Source organism: Roseivirga sp. (genome assembly GCF_034669765.1).
GTDB lineage: Bacteria > Bacteroidota > Bacteroidia > Cytophagales > Cyclobacteriaceae > Roseivirga.
The window spans coordinates 539,984-564,156 of record NZ_JAXMOQ010000001.1 but is presented as its reverse complement, the minus strand read 5'-3'; the positions used below and the strand labels follow the sequence as shown (position 1 = coordinate 564,156).

Sequence of the window (24,173 nt, the reverse complement as noted above, 5' to 3'; positions counted from 1 at the left end):
TGAAACCCTTATGAACAGACGAAATTTTGTAAAGCAGACAAGTTTAATCACTGGCATTGGAGCTACTACAGGCTTCACCTTTCTTAATGCTCTTTTTGAACAAGACGGGTATAAAATGACCCCCTTGAGAAATAACGTTGGTTTTTTTACCGAGAAGGGAGGAACCATTGGCTGGATGGCTTCCAATAATGGAATTGTGGTGGTGGATACGCAGTACCAAGATTCAGTTGCCCACTTGATTGAAGAACTAAAGAAAAAGACCAGTCGGCAAATTGATCTTTTGATCAATACGCACCATCATGGCGATCATACTTCAGGCAATATTGCTTTTAAAGGCCTAGTTAAAGAGTTTGCCGCACACGAAAACTCTAAGTCAAACTTAGCCCGTACCTCAAGAAATCCTGAAAACACCCTTTTACCTGATACTACATACAAATCAGGTAAATGGAGTAAAAAAGTGGGAGACGAAACCATAGCGCTACATTATTTTGGCGCTGGCCATACAGATGGAGATTCTGTGGTTCATTTTGAAAATGCCAACATCGTTCATATGGGTGACTTACATTTTAACAGAAGACCACCCTTTATAGATAAATCAGCCGGGGCGAATATGGCCAGCTGGCAGGCGGTTCTTGAAAAAACTTATAATACCTTTGACAGCGATACGATTTTCGTTTACGGACACGCTGGAGAGGGCTATAATGTTCAAGGAAAGCGCGAAGATTTGAAGGCTTTTAGTAACTATTTGGGGAAATCGCTCGAGTATGTGAAAAAAGGTATTGATGGAGGAAAGACCAAGGAAGCTTTGTCGGATGTGAATGAAATTCCAGGTGCTCCTGAATGGAAAGGAAACCAATCTAGAACAATTGATGCAGCATATATGGAGCTGTTTGAAGGAAAATAATGATTTTTAAAAAGCTTATCTTATCTATTACAGTATTATTCTTTGCCCTTCCAAATGAGCATAATGGCGATGGCCTAAAGCTTCTGAATAAAATGCATAAACGCTACGAAGGCAAATGGTACAAAACCCTCACTTTTGATCAGCAAACCATTAGATACGATGAGGATGGTAATGTTGTGAGTGACAACGTTTGGTACGAAGCGATTCAAATGCCTGATAAGTTGGCCATCAAGTTTGATGAAATGGATAAGGGTAATGGAATGATTTTTAGAAATGATTCCATCTATCAACTGAAAGATGGAATTGTTACTGGCTCTAGAATAATGTACCATCCCTTGCTTATTTTAGGCTTTTCAGTTTATGATCAGCCCGCTGCAAAAACAGCCAATGCCCTTACTATTTTAGGCTTTGATTTAGATAAAACTCACCAACGAGATTATAATGGGAAAAAAGTATACGTTGTTGGAGCGCTAGAAGGAGATGAAACTTCAAACCAGTTTTGGATTGATAAGGAAACGCTTCTGTTTGTTAGAATGACTCAGAACTTTGGAAACGGACGAAATCAGGACGTTCATTTTAATAAATATGAGAGAATTGGTGGTGGCTGGATAGCCACTGAAGTAAAGTTTTATACGGACAAAAAATTAAGGCTTTCAGAAGTCTATACGAATATCAAATCTCCCAATAAGCTTTCTCCTGCAATATTTGAGCCCGCTAATTTCGAAGAAGCCAGATGGATGCCCTAAGGCCATATAAAATCAAAGCATAAAAAATGCCTATCAAAACTAATTGATAGGCATTTTTTATTTCGGCTTGATTAAATTATAAATCGAACAGGTGAGCGTTCAATTTTTTAAGCGCTTCTACTTTAGAGCCTTCATCTGTCAATAAAGAAATATTATGTCGGCTACCACCATAAGAAATCATACGGATTGGGATGCTGGTCAAAGCTTCAAAAATATTATTAACCACCCCTTTCCTTTCGGCCACAAAGTTACCCACTACGCAAATGATCGTTTGATTCTTATCCACCTCCACAGTACCGAATTTCTCCAGTTCTGCAAGAATTTTATTCAAATAAGTGTCATCGTCTATGGTCACTGAAACCGCTACCTCTGAGGTAGTAATCATATCGATTGGCGTTTTATACTTCTCGAAAATCTCGAACACCTTTCTTAAAAAACCATAAGCCAAAAGCATTCGACTTGACTTGATCTTAATAGCGATAATCCCATCTTTAGCAGCCAAGGCCTTAACATCATCAGAAGTGGTTGCCGTGCTAATCACGGTTCCCTTTGCCTCTGGCTGCATAGTGTTCAGCAAACGCACGGTAATTCCCATTTTCTGCGCTGGCCAAATGGAAGCAGGGTGTAAAATCTTCGCTCCGAAATAAGCAAGCTCCGCAGCTTCGTCAAAAGAAAGCTCCGCAATCGGGAAAGTTTTGTCTACCACTCTTGGATCGTTATTGTGCATTCCATCAATGTCCGTCCAAATCTGGATTTCAGTCGCATTAATGGCCGCACCTACCAAAGAAGCGGTGTAGTCACTTCCTCCACGTTGCAAATTGTCAATTTCGCCTTTATGATTTTTACAGATATAGCCTTGAGTGATAAAAATTGAAGCATCACCTTCCTTCGATAAAATGGCTTTCAGCTTCTCCGAAATCAGATCCAAATCCGGCTCCTCTTCCTCGTTGGTGCGCATAAACTCTAGGGCTGGAAGCAACTTTGCGTTTACACCAATTTCTTCTAAATAAAGCGTGAACAGCTTGGTGGACATCAATTCGCCTTGCGCAAGAATATCTCTGTTTAATGCTTCGTTAAAGGATATTTTAAGCGTGATGAGCAGGAACTCAAAATGCTCATCAATCATCTCTTGTGCTTCCGCTGCCTTTTCCGAAGTGGAAAATAAGGCCTCTATAAAAGTGGCGTAATGAGCTCGAAGGGCCTCAATCTTAGATTTGGCTTCAGGTTTATCACTCTTTGCCAAAGACTCTCCAATAGATACTAACCCATTGGTAGTGCCAGAAAGGGCAGATAAAACAACAATTTTAGGGTGCTCATCTCTGGTAATCAGCTGAGCCACTTGGTGCATTCGTTCCGGTTTACCAACCGAAGTGCCTCCGAATTTTAAGACCTGCATAAATTGATCTGGGAAAGTAATTTTGAAAACCTATTGATTAGAAGCCGAGCATTTTCACTGCAGTAATTGCAGCTTCATCACCTTTGTTACCGTGCTTTCCTCCGGCCCTATCCAAAGCCTGTTTTTGGGTATTTGGGGTAAGCACACCAAAAATCACGGGCTTATTGTATTTCAATGATACGTTGGTAATGCCATGGGCTACAGCATCGCAAATGAAATCAAAGTGACGGGTTTCGCCTTGGATTACACAACCCAAGCAAATCACAGCATCAATTTCTTCAATTTGGGCCATCCACTGAGCGCCCATCGAAAGCTCAAAGCTACCAGGTACCATTTTCTTTATAATGTTGCCCTTGCTGACTCCGTTGGCAATTAGCGTTTCATATGCGCCTTGATAAAGCGATTCTGTTACTTCTTCATTCCACTCTGAAACCACAATAGCGAACTTCTTCTTACTCATATCAGTAATATTTTTGCCGCTGTAATCGCTAAGACTTTTAAGGTTTGATGCCATAATGTTGATTGTGTATTGCTGTAATTTTATTGATAAGGTAGAATCGTGTTTTTAAACCCTGCTAAATAAAAAAGGTAAGACCTTACGACCTTACCTTCTTTGTTAATTATTTTTTGAATTAAGAATTAACTCCCGGCAAGGCCTTCTAGGCGAGCCTTATGCTTTCGTGCGCTAGCGTACTCAGCAGTACCAAAGTGGTTCTTAATAATATTGTCTAAAGGCTTAACAGCCGCTTTAAGGTCTCCTTGTTTTTCATAAGCCAAAGAAGCTTTCAACAAATAAGCTGGAGAAAAAGCATCGTCATCAGCAGTGCTTGCTGCTTTTTCGTATTCGCTAGCCGCATTGCTAAAGTTGCCCAGTTCCATGTAAGCATCACCGGTTAACTTGTAAGCTCTCGATTGAATCAACTCTTCTGATGAACTGAAGTTCTTCAAATGATCTAGGGCCAATTGAAATTGTTGCTCCTTTAAATAGATTACACCAGTATAATAGTTAGACAAGTTTGCCGCTTCTGTTCCGCCATAAATATCGATGATACTTAAGAAACCTAAGTTTCTACCATCGCCATTCAAGGCTAAATCAAGGCTATCTTGCTCGAAATAATACTGCGCCTGAAACATGTCGGCTTGAGCGGTTGTATTTTTGTTACTCTTGCTATAATTAAAGAAGAAAACAGCGCTGGTAATTACGATAATTACCAAGCCTACTATCATCCCAACAAAACCTGTTGGGCCTAGCTCTTTCTTCATTTTTCCAACTGTTGAGTTGGTATCGTTATGCGTGTCGTGTGCTTCTTCTGAAGTCTTTTGTGCCATCTCTTGAAAATTAGGTCGCAAATATAAGGAAAATGTTGAACAACAAGGGATTAAATCCTATTCGGTGATGAACGGATAGTCCTGTTGTACGTATACGTCTTTGTAAGCCTCAGACGGATCAGGATAATCTGACTCTTCTGCAAACTTAACTGATTCTTCCACAGTAGCTTTGATCTTCTTATCTATATCTTTCAACTCTGCTTCAGTAGCCCATTTGTTCTCCAAAATTTTGGCCCTTACTTGCTCAATTGGGTCTCTGTCTTTGTATTCGTTTAGTTCTTCTTTTGTTCTGTATTTCGCTGGATCAGACATTGAATGCCCTTTATAGCGGTAGGTTCTGAACTCCAATAAAGTTGGTCCATCACCTCTTCTTGCTCTGTCGGCAGCTTCTTCAACGGCAATGTGAACGTTTTCAGGACTCATGGCATCAACAGCTGCAGAAGGCATGTCGTAGGATTCGCCTAAAGTATGAAGGTCGGTTACGTTAGAAGTTCGTTGTACTGAAGTTCCCATGGCGTAACCATTGTTTTCGATTACAAAAATCACAGGCAGTTTCCATAACATCGCCATGTTCAATGCTTCGTGGAATGCACCTTGACGCACAGCACCGTCACCCATCATACAGATACAAAGCTTGCCTGTTTTATTATATTTTTCGGCAAAGGCAATACCAGCACCCAAAGGCACCTGACCCCCTACAATACCGTGACCGCCCATAAATCCAACTTCTTTGTCGAACATGTGCATTGAGCCACCTTTTCCTTTAGAAACACCCGTTTCTTTGGCCATTAGTTCGGCCATAATTGCATTTGGGCTTGTTCCTAAAGCCAAGGGCTGACCGTGGTCTCGATAGGCAGTAATCCACTTATCTCCCTTTTCCAAGGCAGAAACTGAACCACTAGAACAGGCTTCTTGTCCAATGTACAAATGGCAAAAACCTTTAATTTTTTGTTGTCCGTAAAGCTGTCCTGCTTTCTCCTCGAACCTTCTTTGTAGCAACATGTTCTCGAACCAGAACATATAAGTCTCCTTAGAGAACTTTGTCGCCTTTGTTGCTTTTGCTTTAGATGTTGCTTTAGTTGCGGCCATTCGTCAATATATTTGAAGGAAATCTCCGTTTCCTTTGCTTGTACAAGTTTAAATCGGAGTGCGAAAATAAGACAAAAACGTTCAACTTCGAAATTAATGCATCTCGAATCTCTCGGCCTTAACAATTTCAAGAATTACGAAAGTCTAAAGATCGACTTTTCGAAGGAAATCAACTGCCTGGTGGGGAAGAACGGAAGCGGTAAAACCAACCTGTTGGATGCTATTTACTACCTCTGCATCACCAAAAGCGCCTTTAACCCACAAGATGTCCAATGCGCCCTCCACGGCCAAGACTATTTTTCATTACGAGGAAAAATTATTTTAGGCGACCGAACGCACACACTAGTTTGTGGTTTGCAACTGGGAAAAAAGAAATTAATTAAGCTAGACGAGAAGCCTTATAAGAAAGCAAGCGAGCATATCGGCAAGTTTCCTGTGGTACTTATTGCCCCCAATGACACCGATGTAATCCGGAATGGCAGCGAAGACCGAAGACGGTTTTTCGATGGAATAATTTCGCAGACCAGCCAAAGTTACCTGAACGACCTTATTCAATATAACCACGTACTAAAGCAGCGCAACAGCTTACTGAAACAGTTTGCCGACCGTGATTTTTTCGATGCCGCCCTGCTTCAACAATACACCGATCAGCTGATTGAAATTGGCCAGCGCATTTATGAAGTACGAAAGGCCTTTACCCAGGCTTTCCGCCCTTTGGTGCAAAAGCATTATGCGCTGCTTTCAGAAGAAAGTGAACAAGTTGACCTACAATACGAATCAGACTTCGGACAGGACATTGCCACCTTGTTTAAGCAAAACCAGAAAAAGGATTCAATACTGAAGCGCACAAATGTGGGCATTCATAAAGATGAGTTTCTGTTTGAAATGGAAGGCGAGCTGATTAAAAAGTTTGGCTCACAAGGGCAGCAGAAGTCTTATTTGATTGCACTCAAGCTGGCGCACTTCGATTACATTTTCAACGAAACGGAAATAAAGCCCATGCTCCTCCTCGATGATATTTTCGATAAGCTGGATGATTTCCGCATTACCAAACTGATGGAAATGGTGGCTTCCGATGCCTTTGGGCAGATTTTCGTTACCGATGCCCGCCCCGAAAGGAGCCATAAGGTCTTCGATACCATAGGCCATGAAGTCAAGTTTTTTGAAATGGAAAAAGGAAAAGTAATTTTGCCTACTTAGGGCCAATCCTATTGAACCCATGAGGCATGAGTAGTGGTGATTTGGCTACTGATAATGATTTGCTTAGCGAAAAGGCATATAAAAGCACGGTAATTTCACGTGCTTTTTTAATCTTCTCATATCTCCAAAAAGTAGGCTAATGGAAATTTCATGAGAACCTCCCGAAGCTCCTCGGAGTTCTGAAACGGTAAAATCATAGCTGTAACCAATGTTAATTCCCTCTTCTAGCTGCACGCCCACAAGTGCAATAACAGATTCACTTTTATTGACTGAGCCGAGCTTACTAATCGGCAAACCTCTATACCATAGCCCAAAATAGATAGGTTCTAAGTAAGATTGAACTCCAAAGTCGAGTTGGGTAAAAACGCCTTGTTGTTTGTAATTAGCGGCCAGTGTAACACTTCTTTCCTGAAAACTATAAGCCAAAGTTTTTCTCCGTTTACCGTTCTTAAGATTAAACTTATATCCACCATGAAAAGAGTAAAACCTGGATATTTTTGAAGAATTACCATCAAAAGAATCATCCGGCTCAGTAATATGATATACCGCTCCGCCTAGCCATGCAGCGTTTGAGAACAACACTCCACCAGCCGCCAAGTCTAAGCCACCTACCCGATACTGGCCGCTGACAAAATCAGCTGAAATATCGGCTATCACTCCACTCGATAAATCAATTTGATCTGAATAAATCAACTCTTCATAATCCGCATCTTTTTGAAAGAACCTACCTTCAGTACCCAATTGAAACACCAAATTCTCGTTGAGCTCTAATCGGTAAGAGTACTGCAATGCCAGGAAGGTGGAGGTTAATTGCGCTAAGGATTCTCGGTTTTTTACGACCAAAAAACCTACTCCGTGAGGGGTATTGTTGAAATGATTATCAAAATAGGCACTACTCGTTTCGATCGTCTGTGAAAGAGTAGGCCACTGAATCCTTTGATTAAAACCAACGCGAGAAAGTTCTATAGAACCCGCATAAGCTGGATTGAGATATAGTGGTGCATTGTAAAACTGCGTAAGCTGCGCATCTTGACTCAAAACAAAATTCAGAGCAACAATGGATAAGCTAATAATGAAAAATAGTCTCCTCATTATTTTTTTACCAGCATAAACGACCCAGATTTCTCAATTGCTTTTCCCGATAGGGAGTTAGCATAGAGTTTATAGGCATAAGCACCTGAAGGTGCCACTGTGTTTTTCACCAAACCAGCCCAACCCCCACTCTCAATATTTTCAGAAACGAACACAGCTTCACCCCATTTATTATAAATAACGAGTCTTAAGGAGGTTAAACCATAAAACTCAGGATAGAGTCTGTCATTCAACCCATCGCCATTCGGAGTAAAAGCGGTAGGCATTATAATTTCATACCCTAAATTAACTGTAATATTGATCAGTTTTTCATCCGTACAGCCATTGTCATCAGTCGTTTGAAGTCGAATGGTGTATTGACCCACGTTGGTATAAATATGTTCAAATGACTCCTCTGAAGAAATGGTCCCATCTCCTAAATCCCAAGACCAAGAAACAATATTATCTGTTTTTATCAAACCTAACTGCACCGCAGTATTCAAAGTATAGTTGCCAAAGGGATCAATTGTTCCCGAAACATCTATTGACGACTCCCCAAATGTTGGAATATCAGAGATCACATTGACTACTGATTCACATCCATTCGCATCTTGAATCATAATAGTATGGTTACCGCTGGTGGTGACTTCGAATAAATTACCTAATTCAAAAGGTAGTCCATCCCAGCTAAATAAGTAAGGTGCTGACCCACCAATCACAACAGCAGTAATTTCCTCTTTTATTGTTTTATTCTCGCAGTCTATTATGAGCTGTTGCAAGGCAGAAGTGACTAATGCCGGAGGCTCAGTAATCTCTAGCTGGGTAGATATACTACAATTATTTGCATCGGTGACGGTAAGATTATAGCTGCCTGCCAATAATCCAGTCAAAATGCTAGTCGTGGCGTTATTGGACCATGAATAGGTATATGGAGCTGTTCCACCGCTGACCGCTACTTCGATTCTACCAGTGGCTTCTCCGAAACAAAATACTGGGATTACATTCGTTGTCATGTCCAAAGGACTTGGTTGAGTAAGGGTAGCGCTCACAGAGAATGTACAGCCTGAGGCATCTGTAACTGTGGCAGCATAGTCACCTGGACTTAAATTAGAACGTTGTAATCCACTAATACCATTCCCCCAATCCACTGTGTAAGGCGCCACACCGCCTCTAACATCCAAGTTTATACTTCCCGAGTTTTCACCGAAACAAAGGACATTAACCTGAGTCGCAAGGACTAAAAGAGGCTCTGGTTCTACCACATTGAATGAAATAGTCGATATACAATTATTGGCATCTGTTACCTTGAGTGTGTAAGCACCACTGCTCAACTGTGAAATATTGGCCTCCGTTCTGCCATTAGACCATAGGTAGAAATAAGGGGCCAGTCCTCCTGTGACCTTCAAACCTATCGATCCATCTATACCATTGTTACATGAAACATTATTGACCACCGATTCAACAAAATTGACTGGGCTAGGTTCAGAAATGATTGAGGTGCCAACCAAACTGTTGTCAGCCACTTTAATTACAGAATAGGTACCCTCAGGTAATCCTGTAAGCATCAACTTGTCTGTCTCAATCGTCCAGGCAGCAAAATCTAAGAACTTAGTGTTGGTAGAATTAACACGATACGTGTTAGAATCACAACCACTGGCATTGGAAATGGTAGTAATAATACCGGTGCCTGGGTTTGAACTCACTGTGATTCCGTAGGGAGCGGTTGATCCTGATAAAGCCAAGGTCAAAGTGCCATTATTGGCACCATTACAACTCAGGTCGGTGGAGGTAGTTACCACTGTAAGTGCTGTTGGCTCAACAATCTCTGTTCGAATAATTGATCTACAATTATTCGCATCGGTAATGGTTACCGTATATGTACCCGCCACTAAATTGTTTACATCTTCTGTTGTTTGTCCATTACTCCAACTATAGGTATATGGTGCTTGGCCACCACTAATGCTAAGATCAATATTACCATCAGTACCTCCAAAACAAGAAATATTACTAGAAGCGACTGTTGGCACGAAGTTATCGTTTTCGTTGACACTAATGAAGAGTGTATTAGAACATCCATTCGCATCGGTTACCACTACAGTATAAATTCCAAAGGTGAGGTTCTTTAAATCTTCGGTGCTAGCTCCATTATTCCAGGAATAAGAATAGGGTGCCGTACCTCCTGTTACTGTAAGATCCACCGTTCCATCACTTCCTCCATTACATCCCGATTGAGTACTGGCGGCTGTCAATACAATGGCAGGGGGTTCATTAATCACTATAGATAAGTCTTCAGTACAACCATTGGCATCAGTTACTGTTACTACATAAGTGCCTGCCTTGATATTAGAGATATCTTGCGTGGATTGCCCACTACTCCAATTGTATTGGTAGGGTGCGGTTCCACCGGTGACACTTACATCTATTTTACCATTGGTAAGGCCGAAGCAACTCACATCTGTTTTAACCTCAGTTATTGCAATAGGTGTTGGCTCTATGATGGTATAACTCTTGGTGATTGTACATCCTTTCGCGTCTACTATGTTTACGGTATAATTACCTGCTGTCAGGTTATTAATGTCTTGTATGGTCTGTCCATTACTCCAGGAATAAGTGTAGGGAGCCGTTCCTCCACTTACTTCTAAATTGATTGCTCCTTGCGCACCTGCATTACAGGAATTATCTTGGGTTGTAGCCGTGGCACTAAGTACAACAGGGGGTTCTGATACTATAATTCCTGTAATGGTTAAACAATTATTAACATCACGAATCGTAACATCATAGCTACCTGCTGCCAACCCAGTGACATCCTCTGTTTTCATTCCATTACTCCATAAAAATGAATACGGTTCTATTCCTCCACTCACAGTCAAGTTGATTGCTCCATCATTGGTCCCTTTACAGTTAATGTCGGTGACCACTGCAGTCGCTGAAATATTAGTAGCGGGTTCCGTAATCGATATCGATGTATTTACTGTACACCCATTTCTATCGGTGACCGTCACGGTGTAAGCGCCTGCTTTGATTGAGGTTAAATTTTGGGAAGTAGTCCCTGTACTCCATGCATAGGTATAAGGGGCAGTACCGCCTGTTACGGTAAGACCAATGCTTCCGTCATTGGCGCCACTACAACTTACATTGAGTTTTGTGTTGGTCAAGGCCAACGCAGCGGGTTCGGTAACCGTCACCGAACTGGTCGCGGTACAACCTTTGGCATCCCTGACTGTTACGCTATAAGTGCCTGCGGCTAGACCGCTAAGGTCTTGGGTGGTAGCTGCATTATTCCATACGTAAGTATAAGGTGCTGTTCCACCGCTTACGCTTAGGTCAATTGCTCCCGTGCGGCTCCCTTGGCAGCTCAAGTTCACCTTTGTACTACTAATGGCTAAGGCCGATGGAGCAGTGACAACAATATTAGAGATGACCAAACAGCCGTCTTTGTCAGTCACCCTAACACTATAAGTGCCTGCGGCCAGGTTGCTTACATCTTTCGTGGTTACACCATTGCTCCATAAGTAAGTATAAGGGGCCTTTCCGCCAGTAATACTCAGGTTTATTTTTCCATCATTCCCTCCATTACAACTCACATTAGTGACGGTAGGCGTTCCTTTAATGGTCGCAGGAGGCTCTGTTAAGGTGATATTTTTACTGGAAGTACAGCCTTTAGAATCTGTTACTGTGATGGTATAAGTACCTGCCTTTATACCAGTCAAGTCCTGCGTGGAAGCTCCAGTATTCCACAAATAAGTATAGGGACCCGTACCTCCTGTTACCGTCAAATCAATACTACCATTGGTATCTCCTGTACAACTGAGGTTTACCTGCGCATTGCTCAGCACAATGGGAGGAGGTACGGTAATCGTTGCTGAAGTAGTTGAGGTACATCCTTTCGCATCTGTTACGGTCACGCTATAGGTACCTGCTGCTAAGCTGCTTAAATTCTGCGTAGTCGCTCCCGTATTCCATGCGTAAGTATATGGCGCTGTACCACCGGTTACATTCAAATCAATACGCCCGTTATTAACGCCATTACAGTTCGCATCTACTTTCGTGCTGCTCAATACAAGCGCAGCCGGTTCTGTAATGGTCACGGCACCTGTTACTGTACAGCCTTTGGCATCCGTCACAGTTACACTAAAGGTGCCAGCCGCAAGACTACTTAGGTCTTGGGTGGTGGCAGCATTGCTCCACAGATAGGTATAGGGAGCCGTTCCGCCAGTGACAGTCAGGTCTATTGTACCGGAGGTGCCCCCTTTGCAATTTACGTCCACCTTGGTACTACTGATGGCAAGCACCGCAGGCTGGTTGACGGTAATATTGGAAATAACTAGACAACCGTCTTTATCCGTAATTTTTACACTATAGGTACCTGCAGCCAGGTTGCTGACATCTTTCGTGGTTGCCCCATTACTCCATAAGTACGCGTAAGGTGCGGTACCTCCACCAACAACCAAACTCACGCTTCCGTTAGTGTCGCCATTACAGCTTACATTTGTAATTGTTGGTGTACCTGTAATGGTTGGCACAGGCTCTGTCAAGGTGATGCTTGCGTTTGCAGTACAGCCTTTGGCATCGGTGACTGTGACGGTGTAGGTGCCAACGGCCAAAGCATTGAGGTCTTGCGTAGTTGCTCCGTTACTCCATAAATAGGTATAAGCACCATTACCTCCTGTAACCGTTAAATCAATACTCCCATCAGTGGCGCCCGAACAGCTAATATTAACTTTGGTATTACTCAGCGCTAATGCTGGCGGAGCAGTAATTGTGACCGGAGCATTATCAGTACAGCCTTTGGCATCGGTGACGGTAACATTATAATTTCCAGCAGGAAGGCTACTTATGTCCTCGGTTGTCGCCCCATTATTCCATGCATAAGTGAAAGGCGCTGTTCCTCCTGCTACCGTCAGGTTTATACTTCCGTCAGTTCCCCCATTACAACTTACATCTACTTTCGAAGTGCTAAGCGCAAGCACTGCGGGTTGAGTAATGGTGACAGGAGCGGTGGCCGTGCAGCCTACCGCATCGGTAACGGTAACATTATAACTTCCAGCGGCAAGGCTACTTAGGTCCTCACTAGTGGCTGCATTGTTCCATAAGTAAGTGTAGGGGGCTGTGCCTCCTGCTACCGACAAATTTATACTGCCGTCAGTTCCGCCATTACAGCTTACATCTACTTTCGAAGTGCTAAGCGTTATCGCTGCTGGCTGGGTGATCGTAACGGAACTAGTGGCGGTACAGCCCTTGGCATCTGTTACGTTGACGGTATAGGTGCCAGCAGTAAGACTACTAATATCCTGAGCCGTGCTGCCATTGCTCCAGGCATAGGTATAACCGGCCGTTCCGCCAGTGACAGTCAAATCAATACTTCCTGTGCTGGCTCCATTACAAAGTACATTCACTTGGGTGTTGGACAATGATAGGGCAGTCGCTGGTTCGGTTATCGTAACGGGACTAGTATCAGTACATCCATTAGAATCTGTTACAGTGACGTTATAAGTACCTGCAGCAAGGCCGCTTAAATCTTTTGTGGTTTGACCTGAGTCCCATTCATAGGTATATGTGCCAGAACCACCGCTTACAGTTAAAGTAATACTGCCTGTGGAGGCCCCATTGCAGTTGACATCTACTTTAGTAGGCGTAATCGTGATAGCTGTAAAAGCATTAACCGTAAATTTGTGAATTTCACAATGATCTGGACTACCAGACTCAACTATTTTTACCTCGTAATCTCCTGCAGGTAAGCCACTAATATCCTGAGTTTTGGTACCTACTTTTGCCGGGCCAGAAATCCATTCGTAACTTAAGTTTGCCGGATTATTAGCTCCCTGTACTTCTAAATCAATCGCACCATCATTTCCTGCACATGAAACATGTGTGACTTCAGAATTAGTATTAATTGTAAATCTGGCAGCAGGTTCAGCGAGTGTAATCTTTTTCTCATAAGTACACCTTTCAGTCTCTGGACTTGTTCCAGTGATTCTAAGAGTATATACACCAGCAGACAAGTTATCATCTGTCTGGAACTTATTTTTTCCCGTTAAAAATGTATTACCATTTGGATCTATCCACTCATAAATAATATCTCCCTTAAATTCAGAGCTATTTACAACATACCTTAAATTACCATCGCTCCCTCCTACACAACCCGGCAGTTTTGCAGAGGTTTGATTATTGGCTGAATTAAAAATATCATAATCTGAGCATGAAAACCTATCATTTGATCCATCCTTAGAATCCGAAAGTTCAGACCTCTTAGTAGTAAGTGACGTTTCAGTTACATTAACAGCAAAACCCTCTGTAACAGACAGGGGCTTATCATTAATTTCCGCTAAAAGGACAAAAGAATCTAGCTGAAACAACGAAAGGATAAGTAAAAAACGAAAAATCCTTTTCAACTATATTTGTAGTTTGGTAATAAGTTAAGTGACCAAATTAATAGAAAAACATTCAGCTTTTTCAAAATGATGTAAACAGGAAAAGTGGTAGGTCAAAGGTCAAGTTTCTTAATGTAAGTCGCATTGTTTATGTAATCTTCTGATCTCTAAAACTTAGAACTAGGTGGAATTAAACAAGTTTGAACAGATTTAAGCATCCAACTATCATATTAGGTAACCTTTTATGTAACCACTTACGTATAATATCTATTTTACATTTTATAACCACTTATGAAAAACAAACTAAAACAAATGTCCTTATCGGCATTGGCACTCTGTGTGCTGGCCATTGGGCTCACCAGCGCTACCTTAAAGCCAGCCGATGGCGGTTATGATTACCTGAAACAAAGGTTAGACGTCACCAAAGCTTATACGCTTGAGGTTCTTAATGCCATGCCAGAAGCAGACTACAACTTCAAACCTAATGAAGAGCAACGCACTTTTGGGGCTCAGGCTTATCACATTGTCTACAGTATCGATTATTTCCGCAGGGCCTTTGAAAACCAAGGTCAAGCCGCATGGAGCCCAGGCGATGAAAACGCCAAAAACAAAGCTGAACTGATCAAATGGACTGGGGAGCAGTTTGATGCCATGCACAAATTAATTCTTGCCAGTGAGTCGAGTGACGCCATGACAGCTCAAGTGATTTCTTACTTAGACCATAATGCCCATCATAGAGGCCAAATGATTACCTATTTACGAATGAAAGGAATCAAACCTCCTGCTTATCGCTAAAAGACTTTGTATCGTGTATTGGAATGGGCTGTGCTGAAAGGTGCAGCCTTTTTTTATTCAACTCGCACCTTCTTTAAGCAGCATTACATCTTCTCGACAGTTCAGTGCAGGCAAATTACAGTTCATTGCATTGCAGTTTTTTCTTGCGCGGCATCTTCCCATCATTGTAAGGTCGATAAGCCATTTGGCGCATCGGCAAGAGGTCAGCCCGATAGGTCATCGGGAACTCAAAACAACAAAGACAGTTGAAAAGGCAGGTTTGGTCACCTGCTGGCAACTGCCTAAAACCAAACAAACTATGAAAAACCGAAGCACAAAAACTCGAAGTATGATTATGGGAATGGCCGTTGCCTTATGGGCAATGCTTTCCTTAGCAAATGATCTTTCTGCAAAACAAATTACTGTTTCAACCTCCAGGTCCAACTCTACCAGCATTTCTCAAAAAAATGGCACCTATCGCTATTCTAGTAAGCAAGGCAGCAATGGTATTGAAATAGAGTATGAAGGCGACATCGCTTTTACAGATGATGACAAAGCCATCAAATCAATTTCTAGAGATGGTTATATCAAAATAAGAAAAACTTCATTTGGCGAAAGAAGAGAGTTATTGGCCGAAGGCAACTCTGCTGGAACGATCGACTATCAATTCTATGAGGGCCGAAGAAGGGCCGATTTTGATGCTGCCGCACAAAAGTGGTTGGCCGATGTATTGCTCGAAGCCATACGCGCCACGGGCATTGGGGCCGAAAGCAGAACCCAAAGAATTTATGCCAAGGGTGGTCTTGATGCGGTTTTGAAAGAAACTAGCCAAATCAAAAGTGACCATGTAAGTCAAATGTACCTTAAAGCGGTACTCGGTAAACAAAACCTGAACAATAAAGAGTTGGTGAAAATAGCGGCTTATGTACCTGCTAACTTAAGCTCTGACCATTACATCACCGAAGTTTTTAAGGATTACAGTACTCTGTTCTTAAAGAATAATGAAACCACGGAGGCATTTTTAAGCGCCATTGGCAGAATGGATTCTGATCATTACATAAGCCTCATACTTATGCGTGCTTTGAAAGAAGATTTAAGTGATGCCATGATCTCGAAGGTTTTAGATGCTGCCGAGAGAATGGATTCTGACCATTACAAAACTGAGGTGATCAAAAAAGTAATGGATAGAAAAGAGCTTTCGAGCAGTGCGGTAAATAGAATCGTGAAAGCCACTTCCGACATTGACTCTGATCATTATGCTACTTTGGTTTTACGCGAAGCCCTTGACAGACCCAACTTAACCGATGAAGCTTTTGAAAGTCTGATGGATGCCATGGCGAACATTGATTCCGATCATTATGTAACGGAAACCATGCGTGGGCTTTTAAGACAAAGCAATCCTTCCGACAGAGTTGTAGAAGCTGTGATCAAAAGAGTGGGTCGAATGGATTCAGATCATTACCGAACTTTAGTGATCAATGATTTGATGGAAAATCAGCAGATTTCTAAAAAGTATTTTAATGACCTTTTGGTCACCGTTAATGATGTTGACTCCGACAATTACGCTTCTCAAATTCTTAAAAGCGTGTTGCGCGAGCAAGACCTTTCAGACGAAAACTACGACAAGGTATTGAGCAGAGTTGCCAACATTGATTCGGATTTTTACAAAGTAGCCATTTTGAAAGATGTGCTCAATGCCAGAAATTTGAACAAAACGCACATGATCAGCATTTTGAAAACGATCTCTAGCATCGACTCAGATTATTATAAGTCTGAAGTATTAAAAGGCGCTTGTAGTTCCGTAAGTGGAGCTGACGCAGAAGTAAAAGACTTGTTCAGATCGGTGGCTAAAACCATTAAATCAGATACCTATTACGGCAAAGTAGCCCGTTGTATCGACTAAGGTTTTCTGTCCAAAAGAGAGGGAAGTGAAAATGGAGTTTTGAATATATTTCAATAGACCCTCATTTTGCCCCTCTCTTTTTCTTAAATTTCTGTCCAACCAACTTTAATATATGCCCAAGCTTATCCGGCTTGTACTTTTTACCATTATTGGAATTCTATTCCTAGAATACCTCTATTATAGCGAATACGATTTGCTACCCAATGTGTACAGAGAAGCTCCACTGTATATTTTTACCATTATCACCAGCATTCTTTCGGGCTTGGCCATCAGCAGTATCAATCTAAAACTGAATGAGAAATTACCTTGGCGCAAAAGCATCTTGCAGCGCTTTATCGCTGGACTGGCTTTCGATTTTATAGCCTTGGCCATTATTCTTTTGACCTTAAATTGGTTGGCTGGCGTTTCAGGAATGATTGACTTTCACTTGTTCGAAGCCGCACTTACCGAAAGCCAACTGGAAGTGAAAGTGATTATCCTAAGCTTTATTCTGCTGTTCATTGTTACGCTGGTGGAGTTCAATACTTATTCCTACAGCGAATTTTCAGTGGGCCAAATTCGGAGACTAAGGTCGGAACGAAAACAGCTTGAGTTTCAATTTGAAGCCCTGAAAAGTCAGCTCAGCCCACATTATTTGTTCAATAGCATGAACACCATTTCATCGCTTATTTATCGTGACCCTCAAATTGCAGAGAACTTTATTCGCAACCTGGCCGAAACCTTCAACTATGTTTTGAATACCAAAAATGTAAAGCTGGTCAGCCTGAAGGAGGAAATTGAAGCCCTGAAAGACTTTAATTATTTGCTGGGCATCCGCTACGGAAATGCACTGGATTTGAAAATTGAAATCGATGATGCTACGCTTTCTTTTCCCATACCGCCTTTGAGCCTTCAGCTTTTGGTGGAAAACGCGGTAAAGCACAATGTAATTTCTGATGACGAACCGCTTAGGATCAATATCCGAAATGACGAGCATCACCTTATTGTTTTGAACAACAAAACCGAAGCGCCTACCAAAACCAGCTCACATAAAGTGGGCCTCGACAATATTAAGAAGCGATATGCCTTTTTTACCGTGCGCGAAGTAGAGGTAAAAGACGAAGATTATTTTGAAGTGAAACTGCCGATTCTGAAAGATTCATGAAAAAGAACCTACTAGATCAGCCGCTTTTCCGCATTACCGTGCCGCCCATTTATGGGCTGATGATGTATTTCCTCATTCTATTGCTGAACAATAGCCTTGCTCAAATAACCGACACTGTCCTTACCCAAGAATTACTGCTTTGCGTGATCCTTGCCTTTCTTACTTCCGAATCACTGCGCTTTACCATTGTGCTCTTCGAGAAAAAAGTGGGGCATGAATTAAGAAGAACGGGCAATATTGCTTTGCTCTTTTTTACCTCATTACTGATTTCGGCAGCCATCATCTTCGCTGCGGTATATTATTACTTTTCTGAAATTGAGGGCAATTCTTACTTTGTGCTTTATCAGTCCAACCTGATTAAACTTGTTTCCATTTACTCCATTAGCGGCCTGCTGTACACGCTTTTCTACCTGAGCATTTATTTCCTTTCCGTTAAAAATGAAACTGAAATAAAACGCGAAGACCTCAAGCGCCAAAATCTAGAACACCAACTCGAAATCTTCAATAATGAAATTAACCCAAAGCTGCTTTTCCAAAGTTTGGAAACACTCATTGCCCTAGTGCATCACAATATTGACGCGGCAGAAGATTTTGTGGACAGGCTGTCATTGGTCTATCGTTACATTTTAGATAACCGAAAAAAGGAATTGGTAAAAGTGGAAGACGAGCTTCAGGCCACCAAAAACCTGTTCCTTCTTTTCAAAGAAAAGTACCCCGAACAAATAAGCTTAACTATTGCGCCTTGGACTGGAGAAAAAGGAAAATTACTGGTGCCAAATTCATTGCCGATGCTGTTGGACTGTGTCGTAAACAGCACGATCATATCGGGCTACCAACCTTTAAATATTCGAATTAGCTTTGATGAAGAAGGTTACCTGGTCATGCAGTACCAAGAAAATGATAAATTGAGTTTGGATGCGATGATTAAGAAAAGGCACAGAAACCTGCATCAGGCCTTTGCTTATTTTTCAGACAAACCCGTAATCCAAATCAAGGCCTATGGTGACGCCTTTATAAAACTGCCATTGCTCGAATTGAAAGAAGAACTATGAAGGTATTTATTATAGAAGATGAAATTCCGGCAGCCGAGAAGATTCAACGCTACTTAATGCGCTATGATGAAAACATCGAAATCTTGGGGCAAGCCATGAGCGTGAAGCAAGCCGTAACTTGGCTTGATGAAAACCATGATGTAGACCTGCTGTTAATGGACATTCAACTAACAGACGGCCTCAGCTTTGATATTTTCAAGTCGGTTAAAATTGACATTCCCGTGATTTTCACCACGGCCTATAACGAATACGCCATCGAAGCCTTTAAAGCCAACGGAATAGATTACCTCCTTAAGCCCGTTACTTTCGATGCCCTTTCTGAAAGTTTGGACAAATTCAAAAACCTTAAAAACCGACTTTCAGAACAAGGAAAAGTAGAAACAGAATCGGTGATTGATTTACAAGCGGCCCTGCAAATGCTAAGCAAGCGCGAATACAAAACGCGTTTTATGGTGAAGATTGGGGAGCACATTCGCTCTGTCACCACCGACACTATTCACCTGTTTTATGCCGAGGGGCGAAATGCTTATATCGTTACTGATGAAGGCAAACGCCTCATTATAGATTACAAGCTGGAAACGCTGGAAGAAATGCTCGACCCAAAAAAGTTCTTCCGGGTAAACCGCAGCTATATCATAGAAATCAATGCGATTAAAGATGTGTTGGTCTATTCTAACAGCCGCCTGAAAATCATCCTTCACCTAAATTTCGACCGCGAAATTATTGTTAGCCGCGAAAAGGTGAATGCCTTTAAGACTTGGTTTGATGGGGAGTGATTAGTGCTCAGTTAATGGTTAAAAGTTATTAGTAAATTGGTGTTCTTTTGAGTTATGAAGAACATTATAATCAAAGAAACAGCAGAGGGGCTAGAACTGGTAAAAACCAAGAAAAGTGCACTCAAAAAACTGATGCCTGAAGTGGCATTCATCATTTTTTGGTATGCTGTGCTTTTTTCCTACTCCTCAGCTTTCAGGGCAGAGAAGGCTATTTTTGCCTACCTTTTCTTCTTTGCACCTTTTATCTTGATCCCAAGATGGTTTAGGCTGACAAAACCATTCGTTACAAAAGAAAGTATCCTTTTCGACATCAATACTAGGACTGTGAATAACGGAAAGACTGCTCTAACTTCCTTTGATCAAATAGACAAAGTAGTGATTAAATATAAGTTGCAATTAGACAATGATAGATCACTTCTAAACTTGGTACTAAAGAATGGAAAGTACATCCTCATTGAGGAAATGGATGCGCATTGGAATAAAGACCTTCAGCTTGTGGGAAATAAAATCGCTGATTTTATTGGGGTGAAATTCCACGATTTACATCCATACGAAGAAAAATAATGATTTTGTCAACTCTCCATTAAGTCTTAGTACTAATATCTAACTACTCAATTCTCGCCTTCGCTTTCATCATCACAGGTAAAGCCGACTGGGAAAGCGTTTCATTTATATCCAAAGTATCACTATTTTGGTTTATGAAATTTTTAGGAATAAGTAATAGGATTAGATTTTTTTCACTGGGCTTCTGTATCATTTCATTCTCTCTTCAGGCTCAGACAGCGAAGCAGGTAGTTTACGGAGACGACTTTGTTTTCAAGCTTGATTTTAAAACCTCCTACGATGCGTACGGCCCTGTGAAATACAAAAACTTCTATGCTTTTTTTACCTATCAAGGCAAAACAATCAACTTTTATGACGAGAAAACACTCGAATCAGCTGGAACTATTTCTATAGCCCAAGAAGGGCCTAATGCGGAGAGGAATCCATCTGGCTTATTTACGGATAGCGATCAATTGTATGTTTTCAATCATTATTATGGTCTGTTATCTGCTATAGATATGGATGGAAAAGCATCTACCGCTTATAGGTTCAAACAGGAAGACCATTATCGTGGTAGCTATGTGCCATTTAGAGCTAACCTTGTTTTTAGTGATGAAACGTTCATCTATATTCCATATCAACCAGGTGTTGATTTTAAAACAAAACTGATAGATCACAGCTACCCAACAGTTCTAAGAATTAATAAAGCGGACTCTTCGATAACTACATTCTTAAATTACCCTTCCAATTATAAAAATATAATCAGTGGAGGTTTTCAATCCTTCATTATCACAGCTTTCAATAACAAAACGAGTTCCCTTTTTGTCGGTTACCCTTTGAGTCATATTGTTTTGGAGCTTACTCAAAATGGCGAAGTAAAAGAACATTTGATGCAGTCCAAAGAAATAGATGGCTTTGAAGATCACTATTTCAAATCGGAGTCGGAGCTAAAAACAGCAAATACAAAAATCAAATTTCTGAAAAACCCATCTTATTGGAGGCTGCATTATGATGTATACACCGACACTTACTGGCGCTTTGTCAACTTACCGTTAACCTATTCTCAAATGAATGAAGAAGAGATTAATGAAGCTGAAACTAGAAATTACAAAGTAGTGGTATTCGATGCTAACTTTAGGAAAATAGCCGAAAGTGATGTTTTGAAAGATATCAATCTAACGCTGTTGGCTCCGGTAGTCTTCTCCACAGAAAAAGGAATTCACATCTACGCTAAAAATCAAGGAAACGAAGATGAAATGAGGTTCAAAACGCTGAAAATCAAATAACATCTTAGAACGATTCAAAATATATAAGTGGTTACCATTCTTACTATTAATCAAAGTATTTTTGCCTACAACCATTTTTTATGTTGAAAACTATTTTTTACTCGGTCATTGCGCTTGTTCTTCTTTTTAAATTTCAGGCAAACGCTCAAATTCAATCTGTATATGCTGAATCGGCTCCTAAGATAGATGGGGTCTTAGATGATGATATTTGGCAAAATAGCGCAACGGTTTCAGGCTTTAAAACCTTTGTTCCCGATTACGGTCAGGACATGCCCTTCAAAACAATTGCCTATGTGGCGCATGACGATGAAAATCTCTACTTCGCATTCAAGAGTTTCGATGACCCTACTAAAATAAAGACCTCCATTGCCGCCAGAGATAAAATTAGAGATGATGACTGGATATGTATCAACCTTGACTCTTTCAATGGGCAACAATCCATGTACGGATTTTACATTAATCCCAACGGCATCCAAATGGACACCCGTTTTGCCGCAGGAAAAGAGGACATAGGAATTGATATGATTTGGTACAGCGAGGCCAAAATTAATGACGACAACTACACCATAGAAGTAAGGATTCCTTTTAAAAGTATTCGCTATGCCGTTAAGGACGGAAAAGTGGACATGGGCGTGATTTTCGAACGTAAGATTAGTCGCTTTTCTATGCAAGGCACTTTCCCAGCCTTGGATCCAAAACAAGGCATGAGTTTCCTTACCCAAACTTTACCCATGAGTTATACTGGAGTGAAGAAATCGGTTTTGCTCGAAGTGCTTCCGGCCATTACTTATGCGCAAAGCCAAAGTCATCTGAACGGAGCATATGTAAAAGAGAATAATTTTGAACCGAGCCTTACGCTAAAATATGGCATCACTTCGGAACTCGTTCTCGATGCCACCATCAACCCAGATTTCAGTCAGGTAGAAGCCGATGCTTCACAGGTAGAAGTGAATCAGCGGTTTCCGGTGAATTACCCTGAACGCAGGCCTTTCTTTTTAGAGGGAAATGAAAACTTCAATTTTGCTGGAAACAGTATGTTTGGTCCCGTTCGGTCGGTGGTTAATACACGCTCTATTGTTTCGCCCATTGCCGCTACAAAACTTACGGGTAAACTGGGGCCACGAAACATTTTCTCCACCATTTATGCCGTAGACCGCGCCAGCGAGACTTTGGCGGATTATGCAGAAGACAAAACTGCCGATGTTGGTGTGCTCCGATATATGCGCTCCTTTTCTCAAGACAGCTACCTCGGATTTATTGGAACGGGCAGAAAACGAAACGATGGGTTCAATGCCGTTTATGGTGTGGACGGACAAGTAAGAATCAAGCAATCGAACCTCCTCGGTGCGCATGTTTTAAACTCATTAACGAGAGAAACTGCCGATGGCGCCATCGAAAATAAAGGAACTGCTTCTTTTGCTTTTGAACGAAGCACCCGAAACTTTTCTGGAAATTTAAGCTTTATGGACATCGGTGATGGTTTTCGATCCGATGTGGGTTACATCACCCGAACTGCCATCCGTAAATGGACTTTGAGTGCTTCCCCAAAAATATACCCCAAACAAGGTGTGGTGAAACGGATCGACCCAACCCTTTACACTTCGTTGACCAAAGATAAGCCTAGCGGTATGTATGAAAGTTCGGTGTATTTTTCATTGGGCGCCACTTTACCGAGAAATACCCGATTCTCAATTTCTACAGACTTCTCTACAGAAATTTATGAAGCACAACGCTTCGATGATGGCGGAGTAACAATCTCAGCCAACTCTCAAATGACCAAAAGGATTTACTTTAGAACCAGCTATGGTTGGGACAAAGGCATTTACTATAGCACGCCTGCCCAAGGCTACGGCAAGCGAATCAGCAATAGCCTCAACCTCCAGCTATCCGACAAATTCAATGCGGAGTTTAACCACAGCTTCAACTCGCTTTACAATGAACAAACGGACGACAAATATTACGACATCCATATTTTAAGAGGAAAGGTAATTTACCAAATGAACCAATACCTTTTCTTCCGAACCATTGTGCAGTACAACAGTTTATCGAAGGTTGTCGCGCCTAATTTCTTGGCCTCCTTTACCTACATTCCAGGCACAGTGGTGCACCTCGGTTACGGTTCTATCCATGAGCAAACCCGTTGGGATGGCGTCAACTACAGACCTGACGACCGCTACCTCCGCACCAACAGCGGCTTCTTCTTTAAAGCCAGTTACTTGTGGAGATTGTAGTTTGGTTAAGAGGGATTGGTTATTGGTTATGGGGGCCTTCAGCTTGTTGGTGAAAACACCAACAAGGGCTTAAATATTCTATTTCGAGTCTAAAGTCTAGCTTCTATTTTCTAACATCTACCCTCTACGAAATCCTCCCCCAATTCACTACGGCTTTTCTAAGCTCTAAATTTAGTTTTCAATTGAAATATTCTGCACGTTTTTTTGTGCATAACATATTAGCATGCACAAGAAAATAAGTATACGCTTACATGTTTCTTGAACGCGCACAAAGAAGTGTCGTTTGTTGTGCACGTAGCCGTTTAGGCAACACTCTCTATTTTACAAACCTATGTGCGCCATCGAAAACAAGAATAAT

General features: G+C 41.5%; 17 protein-coding genes. 11 read left to right on the top strand and 6 right to left on the bottom strand.

Annotated features, from left to right (window positions below):
- Positions 1-10 precede the first annotated feature (10 nt).
- On the top strand, positions 11-904 hold the full coding sequence (locus tag VOI17_RS02430) for an MBL fold metallo-hydrolase (protein WP_323755640.1): 894 nt from the start codon (positions 11-13) through the stop codon (positions 902-904).
- Positions 904-1,650, top strand: a complete 747-nt coding sequence (locus VOI17_RS02425) for a hypothetical protein (RefSeq protein ID WP_323755639.1) — start codon at positions 904-906, stop codon at positions 1,648-1,650. The genes VOI17_RS02430 and VOI17_RS02425 overlap by 1 nt, the downstream gene beginning before the upstream one ends.
- Before the next feature lie 76 nt (positions 1,651-1,726).
- Here VOI17_RS02425 and VOI17_RS02420 read toward each other — a convergent pair whose 3' ends face one another.
- The 4 genes from VOI17_RS02420 to pdhA all read right to left on the bottom strand — a co-directional run bounded on the left by VOI17_RS02420 (position 1,727) and on the right by pdhA (position 5,464).
- Positions 1,727-3,046 (bottom strand): aspartate kinase, encoded by a 1,320-nt coding sequence (locus VOI17_RS02420; RefSeq protein WP_323755638.1) that lies wholly within the window; start codon positions 3,044-3,046, stop codon positions 1,727-1,729.
- A 37-nt stretch (positions 3,047-3,083) separates the two neighbouring features.
- Positions 3,084-3,560 (bottom strand): 6,7-dimethyl-8-ribityllumazine synthase, encoded by a 477-nt coding sequence (ribH, locus tag VOI17_RS02415; protein ID WP_323755637.1) that lies wholly within the window; start codon positions 3,558-3,560, stop codon positions 3,084-3,086.
- 125 nt (positions 3,561-3,685) lie between these two features.
- Positions 3,686-4,375 carry a tetratricopeptide repeat protein gene (locus VOI17_RS02410; RefSeq protein WP_323755636.1) on the bottom strand — a complete coding sequence of 230 codons (690 nt, stop codon included), beginning with the start codon at positions 4,373-4,375 and terminating at the stop codon, positions 3,686-3,688.
- A gap of 57 nt (positions 4,376-4,432) precedes the next feature.
- On the bottom strand, positions 4,433-5,464 hold the full coding sequence (gene pdhA / locus VOI17_RS02405) for a pyruvate dehydrogenase (acetyl-transferring) E1 component subunit alpha (protein WP_323755635.1): 1,032 nt from the start codon (positions 5,462-5,464) through the stop codon (positions 4,433-4,435).
- Between the two features lie 96 nt (positions 5,465-5,560).
- Between pdhA and recF the strand changes: the two genes are divergently transcribed.
- Entirely contained in the window at positions 5,561-6,664 is a 1,104-nt protein-coding gene (gene recF / locus VOI17_RS02400) for a DNA replication/repair protein RecF (protein WP_323755634.1), read from the top strand.
- A 63-nt stretch (positions 6,665-6,727) separates the two neighbouring features.
- Here recF and VOI17_RS02395 read toward each other — a convergent pair whose 3' ends face one another.
- Positions 6,728-7,756, bottom strand: coding sequence for a PorP/SprF family type IX secretion system membrane protein (locus VOI17_RS02395; RefSeq protein ID WP_323755633.1), 1,029 nt, complete (start codon positions 7,754-7,756; stop codon positions 6,728-6,730).
- The gene (locus VOI17_RS02390; RefSeq protein ID WP_323755632.1) at positions 7,756-14,127 is read right to left on the bottom strand and encodes a PKD domain-containing protein; all 6,372 of its coding nucleotides are present in this window, start codon (positions 14,125-14,127) and stop codon (positions 7,756-7,758) included. Before VOI17_RS02390 ends, VOI17_RS02395 begins: the two co-directional genes overlap by 1 nt.
- Before the next feature lie 270 nt (positions 14,128-14,397).
- Here VOI17_RS02390 and VOI17_RS02385 point away from each other — a divergent pair, with 270 nt between their 5' ends.
- The 8 genes from VOI17_RS02385 (at position 14,398) to VOI17_RS02350 (ending at position 23,815) form a co-directional block, all read left to right on the top strand.
- Entirely contained in the window at positions 14,398-14,901 is a 504-nt protein-coding gene (locus VOI17_RS02385) for a DinB family protein (protein WP_323755631.1), read from the top strand.
- A gap of 298 nt (positions 14,902-15,199) precedes the next feature.
- Entirely contained in the window at positions 15,200-16,783 is a 1,584-nt protein-coding gene (locus VOI17_RS02380; protein WP_323755630.1) for a hypothetical protein, read from the top strand.
- 112 nt (positions 16,784-16,895) lie between these two features.
- The gene (locus tag VOI17_RS02375) at positions 16,896-17,927 is read left to right on the top strand and encodes a sensor histidine kinase (protein ID WP_323755629.1); all 1,032 of its coding nucleotides are present in this window, start codon (positions 16,896-16,898) and stop codon (positions 17,925-17,927) included.
- Positions 17,924-18,979, top strand: coding sequence for a histidine kinase (locus VOI17_RS02370; RefSeq protein ID WP_323755628.1), 1,056 nt, complete (start codon positions 17,924-17,926; stop codon positions 18,977-18,979). The genes VOI17_RS02375 and VOI17_RS02370 overlap by 4 nt, the downstream gene beginning before the upstream one ends.
- On the top strand, positions 18,976-19,755 hold the full coding sequence (locus tag VOI17_RS02365) for a LytTR family DNA-binding domain-containing protein (RefSeq protein WP_323755627.1): 780 nt from the start codon (positions 18,976-18,978) through the stop codon (positions 19,753-19,755). Before VOI17_RS02370 ends, VOI17_RS02365 begins: the two co-directional genes overlap by 4 nt.
- 54 nt (positions 19,756-19,809) lie before the next feature.
- A complete protein-coding gene (locus VOI17_RS02360) occupies positions 19,810-20,319 on the top strand; it encodes a hypothetical protein (protein WP_323755626.1) in 510 nt (169 codons plus the stop codon).
- Positions 20,320-20,453: 134 nt separating this feature from the next.
- Positions 20,454-21,584 carry a DUF4221 family protein gene (locus VOI17_RS02355; RefSeq protein ID WP_323755625.1) on the top strand — a complete coding sequence of 377 codons (1,131 nt, stop codon included), beginning with the start codon at positions 20,454-20,456 and terminating at the stop codon, positions 21,582-21,584.
- A gap of 80 nt (positions 21,585-21,664) precedes the next feature.
- The gene (locus tag VOI17_RS02350) at positions 21,665-23,815 is read left to right on the top strand and encodes a DUF5916 domain-containing protein (protein WP_323755624.1); all 2,151 of its coding nucleotides are present in this window, start codon (positions 21,665-21,667) and stop codon (positions 23,813-23,815) included.
- Positions 23,816-24,173 lie beyond the last annotated feature (358 nt).

Bases quoted from the DNA above. Each gene is read 5' to 3' on its own strand.
- VOI17_RS02425 (WP_323755639.1), top strand. From the start codon at position 904: ATGATTTTTAAAAAGCTTATCTTATCTATTACAGTATTATTCTTTGCC.
- VOI17_RS02365 (WP_323755627.1), top strand. From the start codon at position 18,976: ATGAAGGTATTTATTATAGAAGATGAAATTCCGGCAGCCGAGAAGATT.
- VOI17_RS02420 (WP_323755638.1), bottom strand. From the start codon at position 3,046: ATGCAGGTCTTAAAATTCGGAGGCACTTCGGTTGGTAAACCGGAACGA.
- VOI17_RS02350 (WP_323755624.1), top strand. From the start codon at position 21,665: ATGTTGAAAACTATTTTTTACTCGGTCATTGCGCTTGTTCTTCTTTTT.
- VOI17_RS02385 (WP_323755631.1), top strand. From the start codon at position 14,398: ATGAAAAACAAACTAAAACAAATGTCCTTATCGGCATTGGCACTCTGT.
- VOI17_RS02375 (WP_323755629.1), top strand. From the start codon at position 16,896: ATGCCCAAGCTTATCCGGCTTGTACTTTTTACCATTATTGGAATTCTA.
- pdhA (WP_323755635.1), bottom strand. From the start codon at position 5,464: ATGGCCGCAACTAAAGCAACATCTAAAGCAAAAGCAACAAAGGCGACA.
- VOI17_RS02395 (WP_323755633.1), bottom strand. From the start codon at position 7,756: ATGAGGAGACTATTTTTCATTATTAGCTTATCCATTGTTGCTCTGAAT.
- VOI17_RS02380 (WP_323755630.1), top strand. From the start codon at position 15,200: ATGAAAAACCGAAGCACAAAAACTCGAAGTATGATTATGGGAATGGCC.
- VOI17_RS02370 (WP_323755628.1), top strand. From the start codon at position 17,924: ATGAAAAAGAACCTACTAGATCAGCCGCTTTTCCGCATTACCGTGCCG.
- VOI17_RS02360 (WP_323755626.1), top strand. From the start codon at position 19,810: ATGAAGAACATTATAATCAAAGAAACAGCAGAGGGGCTAGAACTGGTA.
- recF (WP_323755634.1), top strand. From the start codon at position 5,561: ATGCATCTCGAATCTCTCGGCCTTAACAATTTCAAGAATTACGAAAGT.
- VOI17_RS02410 (WP_323755636.1), bottom strand. From the start codon at position 4,375: ATGGCACAAAAGACTTCAGAAGAAGCACACGACACGCATAACGATACC.
- VOI17_RS02355 (WP_323755625.1), top strand. From the start codon at position 20,454: ATGAAATTTTTAGGAATAAGTAATAGGATTAGATTTTTTTCACTGGGC.
- ribH (WP_323755637.1), bottom strand. From the start codon at position 3,560: ATGGCATCAAACCTTAAAAGTCTTAGCGATTACAGCGGCAAAAATATT.
- VOI17_RS02430 (WP_323755640.1), top strand. From the start codon at position 11: ATGAACAGACGAAATTTTGTAAAGCAGACAAGTTTAATCACTGGCATT.